Genomic DNA, 16,399 nt, shown 5'->3' with positions numbered 1-16,399 from the left:
ATGCTGGATATCCGCGAGATCGACGTGTTCTACGGCGCCGCTCAGGCCCTGCGCGGCGTGTCGATGAGTGCCCATCCCGGCCGCGTCACCTCGGTCCTGGGGCGCAACGGCGTCGGCAAGACCACGCTTCTGCGCGCCATCACCGGCCGCCAGCAGATCAAGTCCGGCAAGATGGAGTGGGAAGGCCGCGACCTCTCGCGCCTGCGCCCCGAGGCCCGCGCCCGCGCCGGCATCGCCTTCGTGCCCCAAGGGCGCGAGATCTTCCCGCTGCTGACCGTGCGCGAGAACCTCGAGACCGGCTTCTCCCTCCTGCCCCGGCGCGAGCGCCGCGTGCCCGATGAGGTGTTCGACCTCTTCCCCGTCCTCGCCCAGATGATGAACCGCCGCGGCGGCGACCTCTCCGGCGGCCAGCAGCAGCAGCTTGCCATCGGCCGCGCGATGGTCACCCGCCCCCGGCTGCTAGTGCTGGACGAACCGACCGAGGGCATCCAGCCCTCGATCATCCAGGATATCGGCCGCGCCATCAAATACCTGCGCGGCAAGGGCGACATGGCGATCGTGCTGGTCGAGCAGTATTTCGACTTCGCCCGGGATCTGGCGGATGACTTCATCGTGCTGGAACGCGGCCAGGTCATCCGCGCCGGGGTGCGGGCCGACATGGATGGGGATTCGGTCAGGAACCTGCTGACGGTCTGACCCCGCCCTTCGCCCCCTCGGGCAAACACCGCCCTCCCTTATCCCTCGCAACGGTCGCCTTGCAGAATTTTGGCCGTCGACAAAATTCTGCTGTGCCCGCCCCCCCGTGGCGGGCACAGTCGTGCCCACCGGGGCGGACCCATCAGAATTTGGAACCCTTAGAGCCTATGTCTCCACCCCTTGCCCTCCGGCTCACGCCTCCGGGCAACCGACGCGGTCGGCTTGCCACTGGCAAGCCGCCTGATCGCGCCGGGGTGCCAAGCTGGACATCGCGGCGCATATGGCCCGCGACACCTCGACATTTCAACAACTCTTGAAACATCCCGCCCCCGGGTCTAGGTTCCCATAACCGACCCCCCGGAGCCCAGCCCATGACCCAGACCGCCACCTTCCCCGTCACCGGCATGTCCTGCGCCTCCTGCGCCGGGCGGGCCGAACGCGCGCTGACGGCAGTCCCGGGCGTGACCGAGGCCAGTATCAACCTCGCCGCCAACTCCGCCCGCGTCACCTATCGCGCCCCCGCCAGCCCCGCCACCCTCGCCGCCGCGCTCAAGAAAGCCGGCTACCCGATGGCCGAGGCCGAAGCCCGCCTGACCATCGGCGGCATGACCTGCGCCTCTTGCGTCGGCCGGGTCGAACGCGCCCTGCAGGCCAGCCCCGGCGTGCTGGAAGCCTCCGTCAACCTCGCCACCAACGCAGCGCAGGTCCGCTACACCCCCGGCGCCACCTCCCCCACCGAACTCGCCCAGCGCGTTACCAAGGCCGGCTACCCCGCCCACCCCGCGCAAGACACGCCGGCCCCCGAAAACCGGCAAGCCGACGAAGCCGCGCTGATGAAACGCCGCGCCCTGATCTCCGCCGCCCTCACCCTCCCCGTCGTGATCCTCGCCATGGGCGGCCACATGATCCCAGCCTTCCACCACTGGATCATGGCCACCATCGGGATGCAGACCAGCTGGCTGATCCAGTTCGCCCTCACCGCCGCCGTCCTCGCCGGGCCCGGCCGCATCTTCCTGCGCATCGGCCTGCCCGCCCTCGCCCGCATGGCGCCCGAGATGAACAGCCTCGTCGCCCTCGGCAGCCTCGCCGCCTTCGGCTATTCCACCGTTGCCACCTTCGCCCCCGCGCTCCTCCCCGCCAGCTCCCGCGATGTGTATTTCGAGGCGGCGGCGACCATCGTCACCCTGATCCTCGTCGGCCGCTGGCTCGAAGCGCGCGCCAAGGGTCAGGCCGGCGAGGCGATCCGCCGGCTGGTCGGCCTGCGCCCCGCCACCGCCCGCGTCGATCGCGGCGGCGAGACGGTCGAACTCCCGGTCGAGGAACTCGCCCCCGGCGACATCGTCCTCCTTGCCCCCGGCGAACGGGTGGCGGTGGACGGCTTCCTGACGGACGGCCACGGCTGGATCGACGAATCGATGCTGACCGGCGAGCCCGCCCCGGTCGAGAAAACCCCCGGCGCGACCGTCACCGGCGGCACCGTCAACGGCGCCGCCGCGCTCGCCTTCCGCGTCACCGCCACCGGCGCCGATACTGTGCTCGCGCGCATCATCCGGCTGGTCGAGGATGCGCAGGGCGGCAAGCTGCCGGTGCAGGCGCTGGTCGACAAGATCACCCGCTGGTTCGTCCCCGCCGTGATGGCGCTGGCCGTGCTGACCTTCCTCGTCTGGCTAACCCTCGGCCCCGAGCCGCACCTGACCCACGCCCTCGTCGCCAGCATCTCGGTGCTCATCATCGCCTGCCCCTGCGCGATGGGCCTCGCCACCCCGGTCTCCATCCTCGTCGGCACCGGCCGCGGCGCAGAACTCGGCGTCCTCTTCCGCCGCGGCGACGCGCTGCAACTGCTGGCCGAGGTGCGCTCCGTCGCCTTCGACAAGACCGGCACCCTGACCGAAGGCCACCCGGTCCTGACCGATCTGGAGGTCGCGCCCGGCGTATCCGAGGATGACCTGCTCACCCTCGTCGCGGGCGCCGAGGCCCGCTCCGAGCACCCCCTCGCAAGCGCCATCCTCGCGGCGGCGAAAGAGCGCGGCCTGACCCTCCCCCGCGCCGACACCGCCCGCGCCATCCCCGGCAAGGGGCTGGTCGCCAGCGTCGGCGGCCACGCTTTGCTCATCGGCAATGCGGCACTGTTGGAGGGAGAAGGCGTCGATCTGGCGGCAAAGCCCGACGAAAACGCTATGCATATGACATCCGCATCGGTTCTGCATGGTTTCCACATGCTTGCGGAACGTGCCGAGGCACTGGCCGCCGAGGGCAAGACCCCCGTGCTCATCGCCGTGGACGGCACCCTCTCCGCCGTCCTCGCGGTGTCAGACCCGCTGAAGCCCGGCGCGGGCGCAGCAGTTGCCGCGCTGAAAGCGCTCGGCGTGGAAAGCACAATGATTTCAGGGGATAACCGGCTGACAGCCGAAGCCGTCGCCGCGCGGATCGGCATTTCGAACGTGGTCGCAGGCGTCCTGCCCGAAGGCAAGCTGCAGGCGCTGGCGGCGCTTCCCGCCCCCACCGCCTTCGTCGGCGACGGCATCAACGACGCCCCCGCCCTCGCCGCCGCCGATGTCGGCATCGCCATGGGAACCGGCACCGATGTCGCCATCGAAAGCGCTGATATCGTTGTGATTTCCGGCGACCCGCAAGCCGTCGCCTCGGCCATAAAACTCAGCCGCGCGACCCTGCGCAACATCCGCCAGAACCTGTTCTGGGCCTTCAGCTACAACGTTCTGCTCATCCCCGTCGCCGCCGGAGCCCTCTATCCGCTGAACGGAATGCTGCTCTCCCCCATGCTCGCCGCCGGCGCCATGGCCTTCTCGTCGGTCTTCGTCGTGACCAACGCCCTGAGGCTGAAACGCGCCGGCTGACCTCAGTCCCGCGCCCGCAAAACCTGCGCCGGCCGCGCCGCCAAGGGCCTGAGCGCAAAGAACAATCCGGCCAGCAAGGTCGCCGCCGCGCCACCCGTGACGATGGCGATGGCCGACACCGGCTCGAACCGGAACTCCGCCTCCATGACAAAGGTCATCACCGCCCAGCCCGCCACACCGCCAAACGCAACTGCTACCACCCCCGCCGCAGCGCCCATGATCGCCGACCGCAGCGCGAATGACCCAAGGATCCGTCCCCGGCTCGCCCCCAGCACCTTCAGCAGCGCCGCCTCATAGACCCGCGCCCTTTCGCCCGCCGCCGCCGCCCCGATCAGCACCACGAAGCCGGTGACCAACGTCCCCGCCGCCGCAATCGCCGTCGCCCGCGCAATCGCCGTAAGCGCCTCGGCCACGCGGTCGATGGCATCGCGCACGCGGATTGCGGTGATGTTCGGGTAAGCGGTTGCCAGATCACGCAAAATCGCGGCCTCGGCGGCCTCCTCGGCATAGACCGTGGCGATATGGGTATGCGGCGCACCGGCCAGCGCGCCGGGGTTCAACGCGATCACGAAGCCGATCCCGGCGGTGGAAAAGTCCACCACGCGGAAGCTCGTCACCTCCGCCTCCAGATCCCGGCCAAGGATGTTCACCGTGATCCGGTCGCCCAGCTTCAGCCCGATCTCGGCCGCCTCTTCGGCGGAAAAGCTGGCCTGCGGCGGGCCGTCATAACCCTCGGGCCACCATTCGCCCGCGGTGATCGTGGTGTTCGCCGGCGGCCGGTCCGAGTAGGTTACCCCCCGGTCGCCATTCAGCACCCAATGGCTGCCCGCGACGGTGCGGGCGTCCAACCCGTTGATCTGCGTGATGATCCCCCGCAGCATCGGCGCGCTGTCGACCCGGCTGACCGCCGCGTCAGAGTCCAGCCGTTCGCGGAAACCGTCGATCTGGTCGTTCTGGATGTCGACGAAGAAGTAGCTCGGCGCGACCTCGGGCAGGTCGCGGTCGATGGCGGCGCGCAGGTTGGCGTCGATCTGCCCGACCGCCGCCAGCACCGCCAGCCCCAGCCCCAGCGACAGGATCACCGGTGCCGCCTCGGCCCGCGGCCCGCCGATGGCCGACAGCGCCAGCCGCAGCCCCGGCCGCCCGCGCATCAGCGCCAACCCCGCCAGCCGCCTTGCCAGCCCGCCCAAGGCCCAGGCCGCCAGCGCCAGCACCGCCAGCGCCGCGATCACCCCGCCAAGCGTGCCAAGCGCCAGCTCCGGCACGCCCGAAAATCCCACCGCGGCGCCGACCAGCGCCGCCACCAGCAGCGCCATCGCCGCCGCCATGCCAAGGCCGGGCCAGGCCCGTCGCCCCGGTCCAAGGTCGCGGAACAGCGCCGCCGCCCGCACCTCGCGCAGCCGCGACAGCGGCCAGAGCGTGAAGATCGCCGCCGTCAGCGTGCCATACAGCGCCGCCTCGGCCAGTGCGCCGGGCGCAAACCCCAGCTCCACCGGGATCGGCATCTGCGCGGAAATCAAGGGCGCGGCCAGCACAGGCAGGCTACCGCCAAGCAGCAGGCCAAGCACCACCCCCAGCACGGTCAGCGCGCCGATCTGCAGCATATAGGCGGCAAGGATCGTGCCGCCGGTCGCCCCAAGCGCCTTCAGCACCGCAATCGCCTCGGTCTTGCGGTCCAGATAGGCGCGCACGGCGGCAGAGATGCCGACGCCGCCCACCGCCAGCCCGGCAAGCCCCACCAGCACGAGGAAGGACCCGATCCGCTCCACGAACCGGTCCACGCCCGGCGCGCCGCGGCGGCGGTCCTGCCAGCTCATCCCGCTGTCACGGAAGGCGGCCTCGGCCTCAGCCCGCATCGCGCTCAGGTCGGCCGTGGGCGGCAGGGTCATGCGGTATTCGGTCTCGAACAGCGTCCCCGGCTCCAGCAGGCCCGAGCCCGCCAGATCGCCGGTGCTGACGATGGTGCGCGGGCCAAGGCCGAAGCCGCCCGCCGCGCTGTCCGGCTCTCGCAGCAGCCGCGCGGCCAGCCGGAACTCGGCCTGCCCCAGCCGGAACCGGTCGCCCACGGCCAGCCCCAGCCGGTCGGCCAGCACCCCGTCCATCACCGCGCCACTGCCCGCCAGCGCCTCGGCCAGCGGCATTGCAGGCTCCAGCACCACCTCGCCCACCAGCGGATAGGCGGCGTCGACGCCCTTCACCTGCGTCAGCGCCCGGTCCTCGCCCACCACGGCCATGGACCGGAAATCCACGATCTCCGACAGGCCGGTGGCACGCTCGTCCATCCAGGCCCGCTCATCGGGGCTGGCATAGCGATAGGTGAACTCCATCTGCGCATCGCCGCCAAGCAGCACCGCGCCCTGAGCGTCCAGCCCCCGCCGGATGCCTTCGCGCAGCGTGCCCACGGCGGCAATCGCCGCGACGCCAAGGATCAGGCACAGCAGGAACACCCGGAACCCGCCGATCCCGCCCCGCAGCTCGCGCAGCGCGATGCGGAAGGCGACGCTCATGCCTGCACCCCGGCCCGGATATCCTCGCCCGCCACCGCGCCATCGGCGAGCCGCACCACGCGGTCGCAACGCTCGGCAAGCTCCGGCGCGTGCGTCACCAGAACCAGCGTCGCGCCATGCCGGTCGCGCAGGCCGAACAGCAGATCCATGATCGCGGCACCGTTGGTGGCATCGAGGTTCCCCGTCGGCTCATCGGCCAGCAGGATTGCGGGGCGCGGCGCCGCAGCACGGGCCAGCGCCACCCGCTGCTGCTCGCCGCCCGACATCTGCGCCGGGTAATGGCCAAGCCGCGCGCCAAGGCCCACGGCGCGCAATTCCGCCTCGGCCCGGGCAAAGGCATCGCCCACCCCGGCCAGTTCCAACGGCAGCGCGACGTTTTCCAGCGCGGTCATCGTCGGGACAAGGTGGAAGGATTGGAAGACGATCCCCATATTCCCCCTGCGGAACCGGGCCAGCTGATCTTCGCCCATCGCCGACAGGTCATGGCCAAGCGCCTGAACCCTGCCGCCGGTGGCGCGTTCCAGACCGCCCATCAGCATCAGGAGTGATGATTTGCCAGACCCCGAAGGCCCGATCAACGCAAGGCTCTCGCCGCGCCTCACCTGCAGTGTGATGCCGCGCAGCACCTCCACCGGCCCGGCATTGCCGGCCAGCGTCAGCCGCGCATCTTCCAGCGCCAGAACCGTTTCGCCTGCTTCACCACTGGTATCGCGCATCTGGTCCGCCTTTTGCCTGCCTCAGATGGCATATGGCGCGGCAGCGCGGCTTCGCAACCTCGCAGTTGCAGCAAGTTTACTGGCGATGCCGGTTGCGACGCCCGCCGCGGCCGATCCGCTGACACTGGTGGCGCTTGGCGACAGCCTGACACAGGGCTACGGACTGCCGCAGCAAGAGGGGTTCGTGCCGCAGTTGCAGTCCTGGCTGCAGGCGAACGGGGCCGAGGTGACGGTGGTGAATGCCGGCGTTTCGGGCGACACCAGCGCCGGCGGGCTGGCGCGCCTCGGCTGGACGCTGGAGGGTGGCGCCGATGCGATGATCGTGGCGCTTGGCGGGAACGACCTGCTGCGCGGGCTGCCGCCCGAGGAGACGCGGGCGAATATCGACGCGATATTGGCCGAGGCTTCGGCGCAGGGCCTGCCGGTGCTGCTGATCGGCCTGCCCGCGCCGGGGAACTATGGCGCCGACTACAAGACGGATTTCGACGCGATATGGCCCGAGTTGGCAGAGCAATATGGCGCGCTGATGGTCCCGAACATGCTGGCGGGGCTGTCGGACGTGGCCCCCGACCAGCGTGCCGGGCTGGTGCAGCCGGACGGGCTGCACCCTTCGGCCGCGGGCGTCGCGGTAATGGTGGAAACGCTGGGGCCAGAGGTGCTGAAGCTGCTGGAGATGGCCAACTAAGGCCCGACCTGCGCACCCGAGGCGTCGGGGTTGATGAACTCCGCCTCGATCACGATCTCGACGGCATCGGACACCCCCAGCGTGGTGCCCGGCGCCGGGATGCCAAGGTCGATGCCGAAGTCGGAGCGGAACAGCGTGCCCACCGCCGAAAACCCGATGCGCGCCCCGCCCGGATCGAAGCTCTGCGGCGCATAGCCGCCGTTGAAGGTCACGCGCAGGGTAATTGGCCGGGTGACACCGTGGAGGGTCAGGTCGCCCGTCACCGCCGCCTTGTCGGGCGCGGTCATCCTGACGCGGGTGGAGGTGAAGGTGATCTCGGGGAAGGCCGCCGCGTCCAGGAAGTCCGGGCCGGCCAGATAGGCGTTGAAGTCGAACTCCGGGTCGGGGAAGTGGGTCTCGATCGAGGCGGGATCTACAGTGGCAGTCAGCCCCATCGCCTCGGGGTTCGCCGGGTCGAAGTCCAGTTCGGCGGCAAGCCGGGTGAAGAGCGCGGTGTAGTTGGAAAAGCCCAGATGGCTGACGCGGAAGATCAGCCGCCCGTGGGCGAGGTCGAGCGTATAGCGGCCAGCGGGGGCCTGAGTGGGGGCCGGGGCGAAGGCGGGTGGGGCGGCCTCCGGCTGCTCCGGTGAGGGCGCGGCCTCCTGTGCCATAGCTGCGCCAGCCATGCCCACCAGCAGCGCCATGATCGGTGCCATCCGCATTGCAACTCTCCTTGCCTGAATGCGTCGGATGGTCCGCCGCGCGCCGTCTCGGGTCAACCCACGACCGCGAGAGGGCTGCCGACGTCAGCCACAGTCCCGGCGATCAGACAGCTGGCGCCCCGGCGCGATCAGGTGGCTTGCCAGTGGCAAGCCGACCGCGACGGTTGCCCGAAGGCGCAAGCCGCAGGGCAAGGGGGGTGAAGCTTGGCCCTACGGTTCCAAATTCTGATTGACCGCCCCGGTGGGCACGAATGTGCCCGCCCGTGGGGGGCGGGCACATCAGAATTTCGTCGACGGCCGAAATTCTGAAGAAGGCAAGCGTGGTGCGCAACGAAACAGGGAGTGCCCCCTACCACCTGATCCCGAACCGCAGCGCCTCATAGATCCCGGCATGGATATTGCGCGCCTGCACCGCATCCCCGATCCGGTAGAGCCCGTAGCTCCCCGCCGGATTGGTCACCGGCAGCACTTCCCCCTCCCCGATCAGTGCCGTGTAATCCACCGCGCCCAGATTGCGGCTGCCGGGCTTCAGCGCGAAATACAGCTCGTCCAGCGGCGCCGTGCCATGTTCCACCACGACCTGATCCACCCGCCGCTCCTGCACGGCCCCCGGCGCATAGTCCGACCCCAGCACCGCCACCAGCCCGTTGCCTTCGCGCCGCACCGCGGCCAGCCGCAGCGCGGGGGTGATCCGGCTGCCGGTCTCGTGCAGCGACTTGAGGTAGGGCACCACGTTCATGCCGCCAATGTCGGGCGAGAGCATCCGTTCCGGCGTGACCAGCTCCACCTCGGCCCCGGCGCGGGCCAGCATCTCGGCGGCAGAGATTCCGGCATGGGCGCCGCCATCGTCATAGACCAGCACCCGGCCCTGCGGCTTCACCGCGCCCGAGATCACGTCCCAGCTGCTGATCGCCAGTTCCACCCCGTCTGCCTCGGGCGGTTGCGGCAAGCCGCCGGTGGCGATCACCACCATATCGGGCGCAAGCGCCAGCACATCCTCAGCCTCGGCATAGCTGTTGAAGCGCAGTTCCAACCCCAGCCGCTCCAGCTCTGCCAACCGCCAGTCGATGATCCCGATCATCTCGCGCCGTCGCGGGTTCTGGACCAGCAGGCCGACCTGCCCGCCCGCCTGCGCCGCGGCCTCCAGCACCGTCACGCTGTGGCCGCGCTCCCCGGCCACCCGCGCCGCCTCCAGCCCCGCGGGGCCGGCACCGACCACCACCACCCGGCGCGGCACCGGGGCGCGGGCAATCACATGCGGCATCTGCGCCTCGCGCCCGGTGGCGGCGTTGTGAATGCACAGCGCGCCACCGCCCTCATAAATCCGGTCGAGGCAATAGGTCGCTCCCACACAGGGGCGGATCCGGTCCTCCAGCCCCGCGGCCACCTTGGCCCCGATATGCGGATCGGCGATATGGGCGCGGGTCATGCCGACCATGTCCAGCTTGCCGCTGGCAATGGCGTGGCGGGCGGTCGCCACATCGGGGATGCGCGCCGCATGGAACATCGGCACCCCGGTCGCCGCCCGCACCTCGCCGGCGAAATCGAGATGCGGGGCGCTGGCCATGCCCTGGATCGGGATCACCCCGGTCAGCGCGGCATCAGAGTCGATATGCCCGCGGATCAGGTTGAGGAAGTCGAACTTGCCGCTGGCGGCGATGCGCTGCGCGATCTCCACCCCCTCGGCGCGGCTCAGCCCCTTGTCCCAATCCTCATCGGCGACCATGCGGATGCCGACGATGAAATCCGGCCCCGTCGCCGCGCGCACCGCGTCGATCACCGCCCAGGTAAATCGCAGGCGGTTGTCCAGGCTGCCGCCCCAGTCATCCTCGCGCCGATTGGTGGCGGGAGACCAGAAGCTGTCCATGAAATGCCCGTAAGCCTCAAACTCGATACCGTCGAGCCCCGCCGCTTGCATCCGCTGCGCGGCGGCGGCGTAATCGGCAACGATGCGGGAGATGTCCCAGTCCTCGGCCTGCTTCGGGAAGGCCCGATGCGCCGCCTCGCGCACCGGGCTGGCCGACAGCACCGGCAGCCAGTCGGCCTTGTTCCAGCCGGTGCGGCGGCCCAGATGGGTGATCTGGATCATCACCGCGCAGCCTTCCTCGTGGCAGTCATCGGCCAGCCGCCGCAGCCAGGGCACGATCTCATCCTTGTAGGCGTGCAGGTTGCCGAATGCCTCGGGGCTGTCGGGCGATACCACGGCAGACCCCGCCGTCATGGTCAGCGCGATCCCGCCCCGCGCCTTTTCGCGGTGATAGAGCCGGTAGCGATCCGTCGGCATCCCGTCCTCGGAATAGGCCGGTTCATGCGCGGTGGACATCAGGCGGTTCTTCAGCACCAGATGCCTCAGGCGGTAGGGCTGCAGCAGCGGATCATTGCGCATGTCGGGGGCTCCTTCCCGGCAATGCTGCACCGCGGTGCATTTCGCCTCTGGTCAATCCGCGTCAGGAAACCGACAAGTTACGCCAAATGGAGGGTTCGATGCTTGACCGCCTGCGCAGCCTGATCGGCGCCGAGAATGTCCTGACCGGGGCCGACATGGCCCCCTGGTGCCGCGAATGGACAGGGCATTACCGCTGGACGCCGCTGGCGGTCGCTCGCCCGGCCAATACGGCCGAGGTGGCAGCGATCCTGCGGCTGGCGGGCGAGAGCGGCACGAAGGTGGTGCCGGTCGGCGGCAACACCGGGCTCAACGGCGGCACCTATGCCGAAGGCGCGCTGATGCTGTCGCTGGCCCGGATGAACCGCATCCGCGAGATCCGCCCCGCCGCGCGGGTGGCGGTGGTGGAGGCGGGCGTGGTGCTGGAGGCGCTGCACGGCGCCGCGGCCGAGCATGGGCTGGCCTTCCCGCTGACCTTCGGCGCCAAGGGCTCTGCCACCATCGGCGGCGTCATCTCGACCAATGCCGGCGGGTCGAACGTGCTGCGCTATGGCACCACCCGCGCGCTGGTGCTGGGGGTCGAGGTGGTGCTGGCCGACGGCCGGGTGATGGACCTGATGGGCGCGCTGCACAAGGACAACACCGGCTATTCGCTGCGCGATCTGGTGATCGGAGCGGAGGGAACGCTTGGCATCGTCACCGCTGCGGTGTTGAAGCTGGTTCCCGCGCCGCGTGCCTATGCCACCGCCACGCTGGCGCTGTCCTCGCTGGAGGGCGCGCTGGCGCTGTTGAACCGGCTGCAGGCCGAAACGGGGGGCGCGGTCGAAGCTTATGAGTTCATGCCGGCCACCTACATGGCCAAGCTGGCACAGCACCGCCCCGACCTGCGCCAGCCCTTCGGCGAAATTCACCCGGTGACGGTGCTGGTCGAGGTTGGGGCCACCGCCCCCCGCGATGCCACCCCCGGCCCGGATGGCGCCCTGCCCGTAGTGACTCATCTGGAGTCGGTGCTGGCCGAGGCGCTGGAAGAGGGCGCGCTGCTGGACGCGGTGATCGCCCAGACCGAGGCACAGCGGCGCGAGATGTGGGCACGGCGCGAGGCGGCGGCCGAGATCACCTTCACCGCGCCGGTGCTGGTCGATACCGATGTGGCGCTGCCGCTGGACCGGCTGCAGGCGTTTCTGGATGCGATGGCCGCCCGTCTGGCGACGCTGGACCCCGAGGCGGGTGAGCTGGTGGTGGCGCATCTGGGCGATGGCAACATTCACTACACCGCCTATCCCTCCCGTGACGATCTGGCCCTGCAGGTCGAGATCCGCGCCGCGGTGGCCGAGGAAGCAGTGGCGCTTGGCGGATCGTTCTCGGCCGAGCATGGCATCGGTCGGTCAAAGCTGGCGACGCTGCAGGCCCACAAGGATCCGGTGGCGCTTGACGCGATGCGCGCCATCCGCGCCGCGCTGGACCCGGGCAGCGTGCTCAACCCCGGCAAGACGGTGGTGTAACCCGGCTCAGCGCCAGTCGAAGAAGCCGGCCGGCGCTTCGGCCAGCAGCCGCCGCGCCAGATCGGTACCCAGATCGGCGGCGTCGGCAATGCTGCCCCGCGCCTCGCCGGTGATGGACTCCGATCCGTCGGGCCGCAGGATCTCGCCGCGCAGCCAGACCTCGCCCGCCTCCAGCACCGCCAGCCCGGCGATAGGCGTCTCGCAAGACCCGTCCAGCGCCGCCAGATAGGCCCGCTCTGCCGCCAGCCGGTGCCCGGTGGGCGTGTCGTGGATGGCCGCGAGCAGGAACTTCGCCCGCGCATCCACCGCCCGCCGCTCGATCCCGATGGCGCCCTGCGCCACCGCCGGTAGCATCTCATCGACCTCGATGGCGCTTTGCGCGACCTGCGCCATGCCAAGGCGGTTCAGCCCCGCCATCGCCAGAAACGTCGCCATCGCAACGCCTTGGTCGAGCTTCTTCAACCGCGTCTGCACATTCCCCCGGAACTCCACCAGCTGCAAATCGGGGCGCCGATAGGCCAGCTGCGCGCGGCGCCGCAGGCTCGACGAGCCGACCACCGCACCCTGCGGCAGGTCCATCAGCTTCGGCACTTGCGGCGAGACGAAGGCATCGCGCACATCCTCGCGCGGCAGGTAGCAGTCGATCAGCAGTCCCTCGGGCTGATCCACCGGCATGTCCTTCATCGAGTGCACCGCGATGTCGATGCCGCCCGCCGTCAGCGCTTCCTCGATTTCCTTGGTGAACAGCCCCTTGCCGCCGATCTCTTTCAGCGGGCGGTCCAGCACCTTGTCGCCGGTCGTCTTGATGATGACGATCTCGAAGGCGTCCTCGGGCAGGCCGTGGGCGTCCATCAGGCGACGGCGGGTCTCGAACGCCTGTGCCAGCGCCAGCGGCGAGCCACGGGTGCCGATCTTCAGCGGGGATTTTGCGTCGGGTATCTGCATATCCCCCGCATAGCCGCGGCAAATGAACCGCGCAATGCCCCAGCGGGTTGACATCGCGCCGCACCCGGCGATGAAGGGCGACAAAAGGGAGCCATCCAGATGACCGTTGCCAGATCCGACAAGACCATCCTGCGTGCCCTTGCCGGTGAGGCGCTGCCCACACCGCCGATCTGGATGATGCGGCAGGCCGGGCGCTACCTGCCCGAATACCGCGCCACCCGTGCGCAGGCGGGCGACTTCCTGTCGCTGTGCTACAACCCGGAACTCGCGGCAGAGGTCACGCTGCAGCCGATCCGCCGCTTCGGCTTCGATGCCGCGATCCTGTTCGCCGACATTCTGCTGATCCCGCAGGCGCTTGGCGCCGATCTGTGGTTCGAAACCGGCGAGGGGCCGCGGCTGTCCACAATCACCGGGCCCGAGGGGCTGCGCGCGCTGAAGGGCAAGGACGACATCCACGACCATCTGGCGCCGATCTATGAGACAGTGCGGATCCTGTCCGGCGAGCTGCCCGCGGAAACCACGCTGATCGGCTTTGCTGGCGCGCCCTGGACGGTGGCGACCTACATGATCGCCGGGCGCGGTACCAAGGATCAGGGGCCCGCCCACGCGCTGAAGGCTGCGGACCGCGAGACCTTTGCCGCGCTGATCGACCTGATCACCGACGCGACGGTGGAATACCTATCGATGCAGGTGCAGGCGGGGGCAGAGGTGGTCAAGCTTTTCGACAGCTGGGCGGGCTCGCTCAAGGGGCAGGACTTTACCGATTTCTCGCTGGAGCCTGCCCGCAAGATCATCGCCGCGCTGAAGGCCCGCCATCCGGGCCTGCCGATCATCGCCTTCCCGCGCGAGGCGGGGGAAGGCTATATCGGCTTTGCCAAGGCGACCGGGGCCGATTGCGTGGCGCTGGACAATTCCGTCAGCGCCGACTGGGCCGCGGCGAATGTGCAGGTCGATGGCTGTGTTCAGGGCAACCTCGCGCCGCAGCACATGGTCACCGGCGGGCAGGCGCTGGCGGACGAGGCACAGCGGATCGTGCGCGCCTTCCGCGGCGGGCCGCATATCTTCAACCTCGGCCACGGGATCACCCCGGACGCCAACCCCGACAACGTGGCGGCGATGATCGCGGCGGTGCGCAGCGCCTAGTCGCCCGCGGGCAGCATCTTCCGCAGCAAGGCAACCGCCTCGGCCCAGCCTTCGACTTCGGCGGCCGGGGTGATCTCGACGCTGCGGATCATGCCAAGCCGCGCTACCTGCGCCGGGCGGATCACGAACGCGATCCGCGCATCGTCCACGGTGATCGTCTCGATCGCGTCATGGGCGCCGAAGATGTCGTCGCTGACCTCCAGCCACAGTTTCGCGCCGTCCTGCCGGAACAGGGCATAGCCCTCATCGGGGTCGTCACTGGTGGCGAAGGCGGCCAGCACTTCGCCGTCTTCGTCCAGCGCCTCGCAATAGGCGGCACGAATCTCGATATCTGCGGTCACGGTCATACCCATTTCGCCATCGGGGGCAGGCTCATCAGCACGGCATTGGCGTCGTGCCCGGTTTCCAGCCCGAACTTGGTCCCGCGGTCATAGACGAGGTTGTACTCGGCATAAAGCCCGCGATGGATCAGTTGCGTGTCCTTGTCGGCGTCCGTCCAAGGCGTATCGCGCCGCCGTTCCGTCACTGGCACGAAGGAGGGCAGCAACGCCTCGCCCACCGCGCGGGTAAAGGCAAAATCCGCCTCCCAGTCACCGGTGTTCAGGTCGTCGAAGAAGATGCCGCCCACGCCGCGTGCCCGGCCCCGGTGGGGAACGAAGAAATACTCGTCGGCCCAGGCCTTGTAGTGATCGTAATAACCCGGGTCATGCGCGTCGCAGGCCGCCGCCAGCACGGCGTGAAAGTCCGAGGTATCCTCGGGATATTCGATGCAGGGGTTGAGATCGGCACCGCCCCCGAACCACGAGGCATGTGGCGTCCAGAACATCCGGGTATTCATGTGAACCGCGGGCGTGTGCGGGTTCTGCATATGGGCCACAAGGCTGATCCCGCTGGCCCAGAAGCGCGGATCCTCGGCCATGCCGGGGATGCCGCGCGCCGCCATCGCCTTCTGCGCCCGCTCCCCCAGTTCGCCATGCACGGTCGAGATGTTGACGCCGACCTTCTCGAACACCCGGCCGCCGCGCATCACGCTCATCAGCCCGCCGCCAGCATCCGCGCCCTCGGTTTGCGAGCGGCGGGTGGAGGTGACCTCGAAGCGGCCCGCGGGCAGGCTGGCGAAGGGGCCGGCGCTCTGCGCATCCTCCAGCGCCTCGAACGCCGCGACGATCCGGTCGCGCAGCGTGCGGAACCAGGCCGCCGCCTGCTGCTTGCGCGCGCCGAAATCGTCTTGGGTGCCGTCCATGTCGAAATTCCTCCCCCGTCTTTGATCTTGCCTAGCATTTTCGAGCCCCGGACGCCAAGGCCGGCTCACCGCAATGGCATTTGAGTTCCGGGGGCCGGCTTCTATAATCGCACCAGCGTCGCTGCGGCCCTGCGGGCCCCCCTGCTGACGGCGCCCGGAGCCAAAGCCATGATACAGCGCAACCCTGTCTCCCACACGCCCCTCGCCCGCATCGGCGTGCTGCTGACCCTGTTGGCGCTGGCCGGTTGCGCGACCCAGCCCGCCGCCTGCACCAGCACCGCCGCGCGCGATCTGCGCACGCTCGACACACTGATCGCCGAAAGCCAGCAGAACCTTGCGCGCGGCTACGCCATCGGCAGCAGCACCGGGCGCGGCAATACCAGCGTCAATTTCTGCATGGGCAATTCCACCGGCAATGTCGGCCTCAGCTTCTGTTCGGGCGGCAATGGCGCCCGCCGCACCGGCCCCGTCGCCATAGACCTTGACGCCGAACGCGCAAAGCTGGAGTCCATGCTACAGCAACGTCCCGTGCTGGCCAGCCGCGCCGCCGCCGACGCCGCAGCCTGCACATCCGCCGGGGCCTGACCCCGCGCGAGAGGAACCCCGCCATGACCCACCCGCTGTCCCGCCTTGTTCTGACCCTGCCGCTGCTGCTGATCGCCTGCGGAACCCCGCAGGAACGCTGCATCGGCACCGCGACGCGCGACCTGCGCACCCTGAACGGGCTGATCGAGGAGACGCAGGCCAACCTGTCGCGCGGTTTCGCCTATGAGGAATTCACCGTCACCCGCAGCCGCTGGGTGCATTGTCAGTCCGCTCCGGAACGGGATTCAAACGGCAATCTGCGGCCGGGCCGCACCTATATGTGCCTTGACGATTACACCGATACCGTGCGCCGCCCCGTCTCAATCGACCTTGGGGCTGAACGCCGCAAGCTGGACGGGATGCTGGAGAAGAAGCGAGAGCTGAACCGCGTGGCCGCGGCCCAGATCGAAGGCTGCAAGGCGCAATTCCCCGAGTAGA

General features: G+C 69.5%; 14 protein-coding genes. 7 read left to right on the top strand and 7 right to left on the bottom strand.

From position 1 onward, the window contains the following. Together urtE and Q8S30_RS14190 are read left to right on the top strand one after the other, a co-directional pair. The gene (urtE, locus tag Q8S30_RS14195) at positions 1-696 is read left to right on the top strand and encodes an urea ABC transporter ATP-binding subunit UrtE (RefSeq protein WP_305666683.1); all 696 of its coding nucleotides are present in this window, start codon (positions 1-3) and stop codon (positions 694-696) included. A gap of 371 nt (positions 697-1,067) precedes the next feature. Continuing rightward, the gene (locus tag Q8S30_RS14190; protein ID WP_305666682.1) at positions 1,068-3,551 is read left to right on the top strand and encodes a heavy metal translocating P-type ATPase; all 2,484 of its coding nucleotides are present in this window, start codon (positions 1,068-1,070) and stop codon (positions 3,549-3,551) included. Between the two features lie 2 nt (positions 3,552-3,553). On the opposite strand, the gene Q8S30_RS14185 is transcribed toward Q8S30_RS14190, so the two are convergent. Both Q8S30_RS14185 and Q8S30_RS14180 read right to left on the bottom strand, forming a co-directional pair. Continuing rightward, complete coding sequence (locus tag Q8S30_RS14185) at positions 3,554-6,058, bottom strand: ABC transporter permease (protein ID WP_305666681.1); 2,505 nt, start codon at positions 6,056-6,058, stop codon at positions 3,554-3,556. Next, entirely contained in the window at positions 6,055-6,774 is a 720-nt protein-coding gene (locus tag Q8S30_RS14180) for an ABC transporter ATP-binding protein (protein ID WP_305666680.1), read from the bottom strand. The genes Q8S30_RS14185 and Q8S30_RS14180 overlap by 4 nt, the downstream gene beginning before the upstream one ends. 85 nt (positions 6,775-6,859) lie before the next feature. Between Q8S30_RS14180 and Q8S30_RS14175 the strand changes: the two genes are divergently transcribed. Beyond that, entirely contained in the window at positions 6,860-7,459 is a 600-nt protein-coding gene (locus Q8S30_RS14175) for an arylesterase (protein WP_371135525.1), read from the top strand. On the opposite strand, the gene Q8S30_RS14170 is transcribed toward Q8S30_RS14175, so the two are convergent. Both Q8S30_RS14170 and Q8S30_RS14165 read right to left on the bottom strand, forming a co-directional pair. After that, positions 7,456-8,160, bottom strand: a complete 705-nt coding sequence (locus Q8S30_RS14170; RefSeq protein WP_305666678.1) for a YceI family protein — start codon at positions 8,158-8,160, stop codon at positions 7,456-7,458. The two genes, Q8S30_RS14175 and Q8S30_RS14170, sit on opposite strands and share 4 nt — an antisense overlap. 349 nt (positions 8,161-8,509) lie before the next feature. Beyond that, complete coding sequence (locus Q8S30_RS14165; protein ID WP_305666677.1) at positions 8,510-10,546, bottom strand: NADH:flavin oxidoreductase; 2,037 nt, start codon at positions 10,544-10,546, stop codon at positions 8,510-8,512. A gap of 98 nt (positions 10,547-10,644) precedes the next feature. On the opposite strand from Q8S30_RS14165, the gene Q8S30_RS14160 reads away from it, so the two are divergent. Further along, positions 10,645-12,045 (top strand): FAD-binding oxidoreductase, encoded by a 1,401-nt coding sequence (locus Q8S30_RS14160; protein WP_305666676.1) that lies wholly within the window; start codon positions 10,645-10,647, stop codon positions 12,043-12,045. 6 nt (positions 12,046-12,051) lie between these two features. Here the strand turns inward: Q8S30_RS14160 and hemC are convergent, their stop codons facing one another. Then, on the bottom strand, positions 12,052-12,990 hold the full coding sequence (gene hemC / locus Q8S30_RS14155; protein ID WP_305666675.1) for a hydroxymethylbilane synthase: 939 nt from the start codon (positions 12,988-12,990) through the stop codon (positions 12,052-12,054). A gap of 99 nt (positions 12,991-13,089) precedes the next feature. Here hemC and hemE point away from each other — a divergent pair, with 99 nt between their 5' ends. Then, on the top strand, positions 13,090-14,133 hold the full coding sequence (gene hemE, locus Q8S30_RS14150; protein WP_305666674.1) for a uroporphyrinogen decarboxylase: 1,044 nt from the start codon (positions 13,090-13,092) through the stop codon (positions 14,131-14,133). Here hemE and Q8S30_RS14145 read toward each other — a convergent pair. Then, a complete protein-coding gene (locus Q8S30_RS14145; protein WP_305666673.1) occupies positions 14,130-14,480 on the bottom strand; it encodes a hypothetical protein in 351 nt (116 codons plus the stop codon). The genes hemE and Q8S30_RS14145 overlap by 4 nt on opposite strands. Further along, the gene (gene hemF, locus Q8S30_RS14140) at positions 14,477-15,376 is read right to left on the bottom strand and encodes an oxygen-dependent coproporphyrinogen oxidase (RefSeq protein WP_305666672.1); all 900 of its coding nucleotides are present in this window, start codon (positions 15,374-15,376) and stop codon (positions 14,477-14,479) included. The genes Q8S30_RS14145 and hemF overlap by 4 nt, the downstream gene beginning before the upstream one ends. Positions 15,377-15,544: 168 nt before the next feature. Here hemF and Q8S30_RS14135 point away from each other — a divergent pair, with 168 nt between their 5' ends. Further along, positions 15,545-15,961, top strand: a complete 417-nt coding sequence (locus Q8S30_RS14135; protein WP_305666671.1) for a hypothetical protein — start codon at positions 15,545-15,547, stop codon at positions 15,959-15,961. A 23-nt stretch (positions 15,962-15,984) separates the two neighbouring features. Continuing rightward, positions 15,985-16,398 (top strand): hypothetical protein, encoded by a 414-nt coding sequence (locus Q8S30_RS14130; RefSeq protein WP_305666670.1) that lies wholly within the window; start codon positions 15,985-15,987, stop codon positions 16,396-16,398. Position 16,399: the final 1 nt, after the last annotated feature.

Source organism: Frigidibacter sp. (genome assembly GCF_030695035.1).
Classification (GTDB): Bacteria; Pseudomonadota; Alphaproteobacteria; order Rhodobacterales; family Rhodobacteraceae; genus Frigidibacter.
This window is presented reverse-complemented; position numbering and strand designations above follow the sequence as displayed.

What these genes read in the sequence shown, in the direction of transcription:
- Q8S30_RS14130 (WP_305666670.1), top strand. Translation starts at nt 15,985, where the DNA reads ATGACCCACCCGCTGTCCCGCCTTGTTCTGACCCTGCCGCTGCTGCTG.
- Q8S30_RS14135 (WP_305666671.1), top strand. Translation starts at nt 15,545, where the DNA reads ATGATACAGCGCAACCCTGTCTCCCACACGCCCCTCGCCCGCATCGGC.
- hemC (WP_305666675.1), bottom strand. Translation starts at nt 12,990, where the DNA reads ATGCAGATACCCGACGCAAAATCCCCGCTGAAGATCGGCACCCGTGGC.
- Q8S30_RS14170 (WP_305666678.1), bottom strand. Translation starts at nt 8,160, where the DNA reads ATGCGGATGGCACCGATCATGGCGCTGCTGGTGGGCATGGCTGGCGCA.
- Q8S30_RS14145 (WP_305666673.1), bottom strand. Translation starts at nt 14,480, where the DNA reads ATGACCGTGACCGCAGATATCGAGATTCGTGCCGCCTATTGCGAGGCG.
- Q8S30_RS14190 (WP_305666682.1), top strand. Translation starts at nt 1,068, where the DNA reads ATGACCCAGACCGCCACCTTCCCCGTCACCGGCATGTCCTGCGCCTCC.
- Q8S30_RS14180 (WP_305666680.1), bottom strand. Translation starts at nt 6,774, where the DNA reads ATGCGCGATACCAGTGGTGAAGCAGGCGAAACGGTTCTGGCGCTGGAA.
- hemF (WP_305666672.1), bottom strand. Translation starts at nt 15,376, where the DNA reads ATGGACGGCACCCAAGACGATTTCGGCGCGCGCAAGCAGCAGGCGGCG.
- Q8S30_RS14185 (WP_305666681.1), bottom strand. Translation starts at nt 6,058, where the DNA reads ATGAGCGTCGCCTTCCGCATCGCGCTGCGCGAGCTGCGGGGCGGGATC.
- Q8S30_RS14175 (WP_371135525.1), top strand. Translation starts at nt 6,860, where the DNA reads ATGCCGGTTGCGACGCCCGCCGCGGCCGATCCGCTGACACTGGTGGCG.
- Q8S30_RS14165 (WP_305666677.1), bottom strand. Translation starts at nt 10,546, where the DNA reads ATGCGCAATGATCCGCTGCTGCAGCCCTACCGCCTGAGGCATCTGGTG.
- urtE (WP_305666683.1), top strand. Translation starts at nt 1, where the DNA reads ATGCTGGATATCCGCGAGATCGACGTGTTCTACGGCGCCGCTCAGGCC.
- hemE (WP_305666674.1), top strand. Translation starts at nt 13,090, where the DNA reads ATGACCGTTGCCAGATCCGACAAGACCATCCTGCGTGCCCTTGCCGGT.
- Q8S30_RS14160 (WP_305666676.1), top strand. Translation starts at nt 10,645, where the DNA reads ATGCTTGACCGCCTGCGCAGCCTGATCGGCGCCGAGAATGTCCTGACC.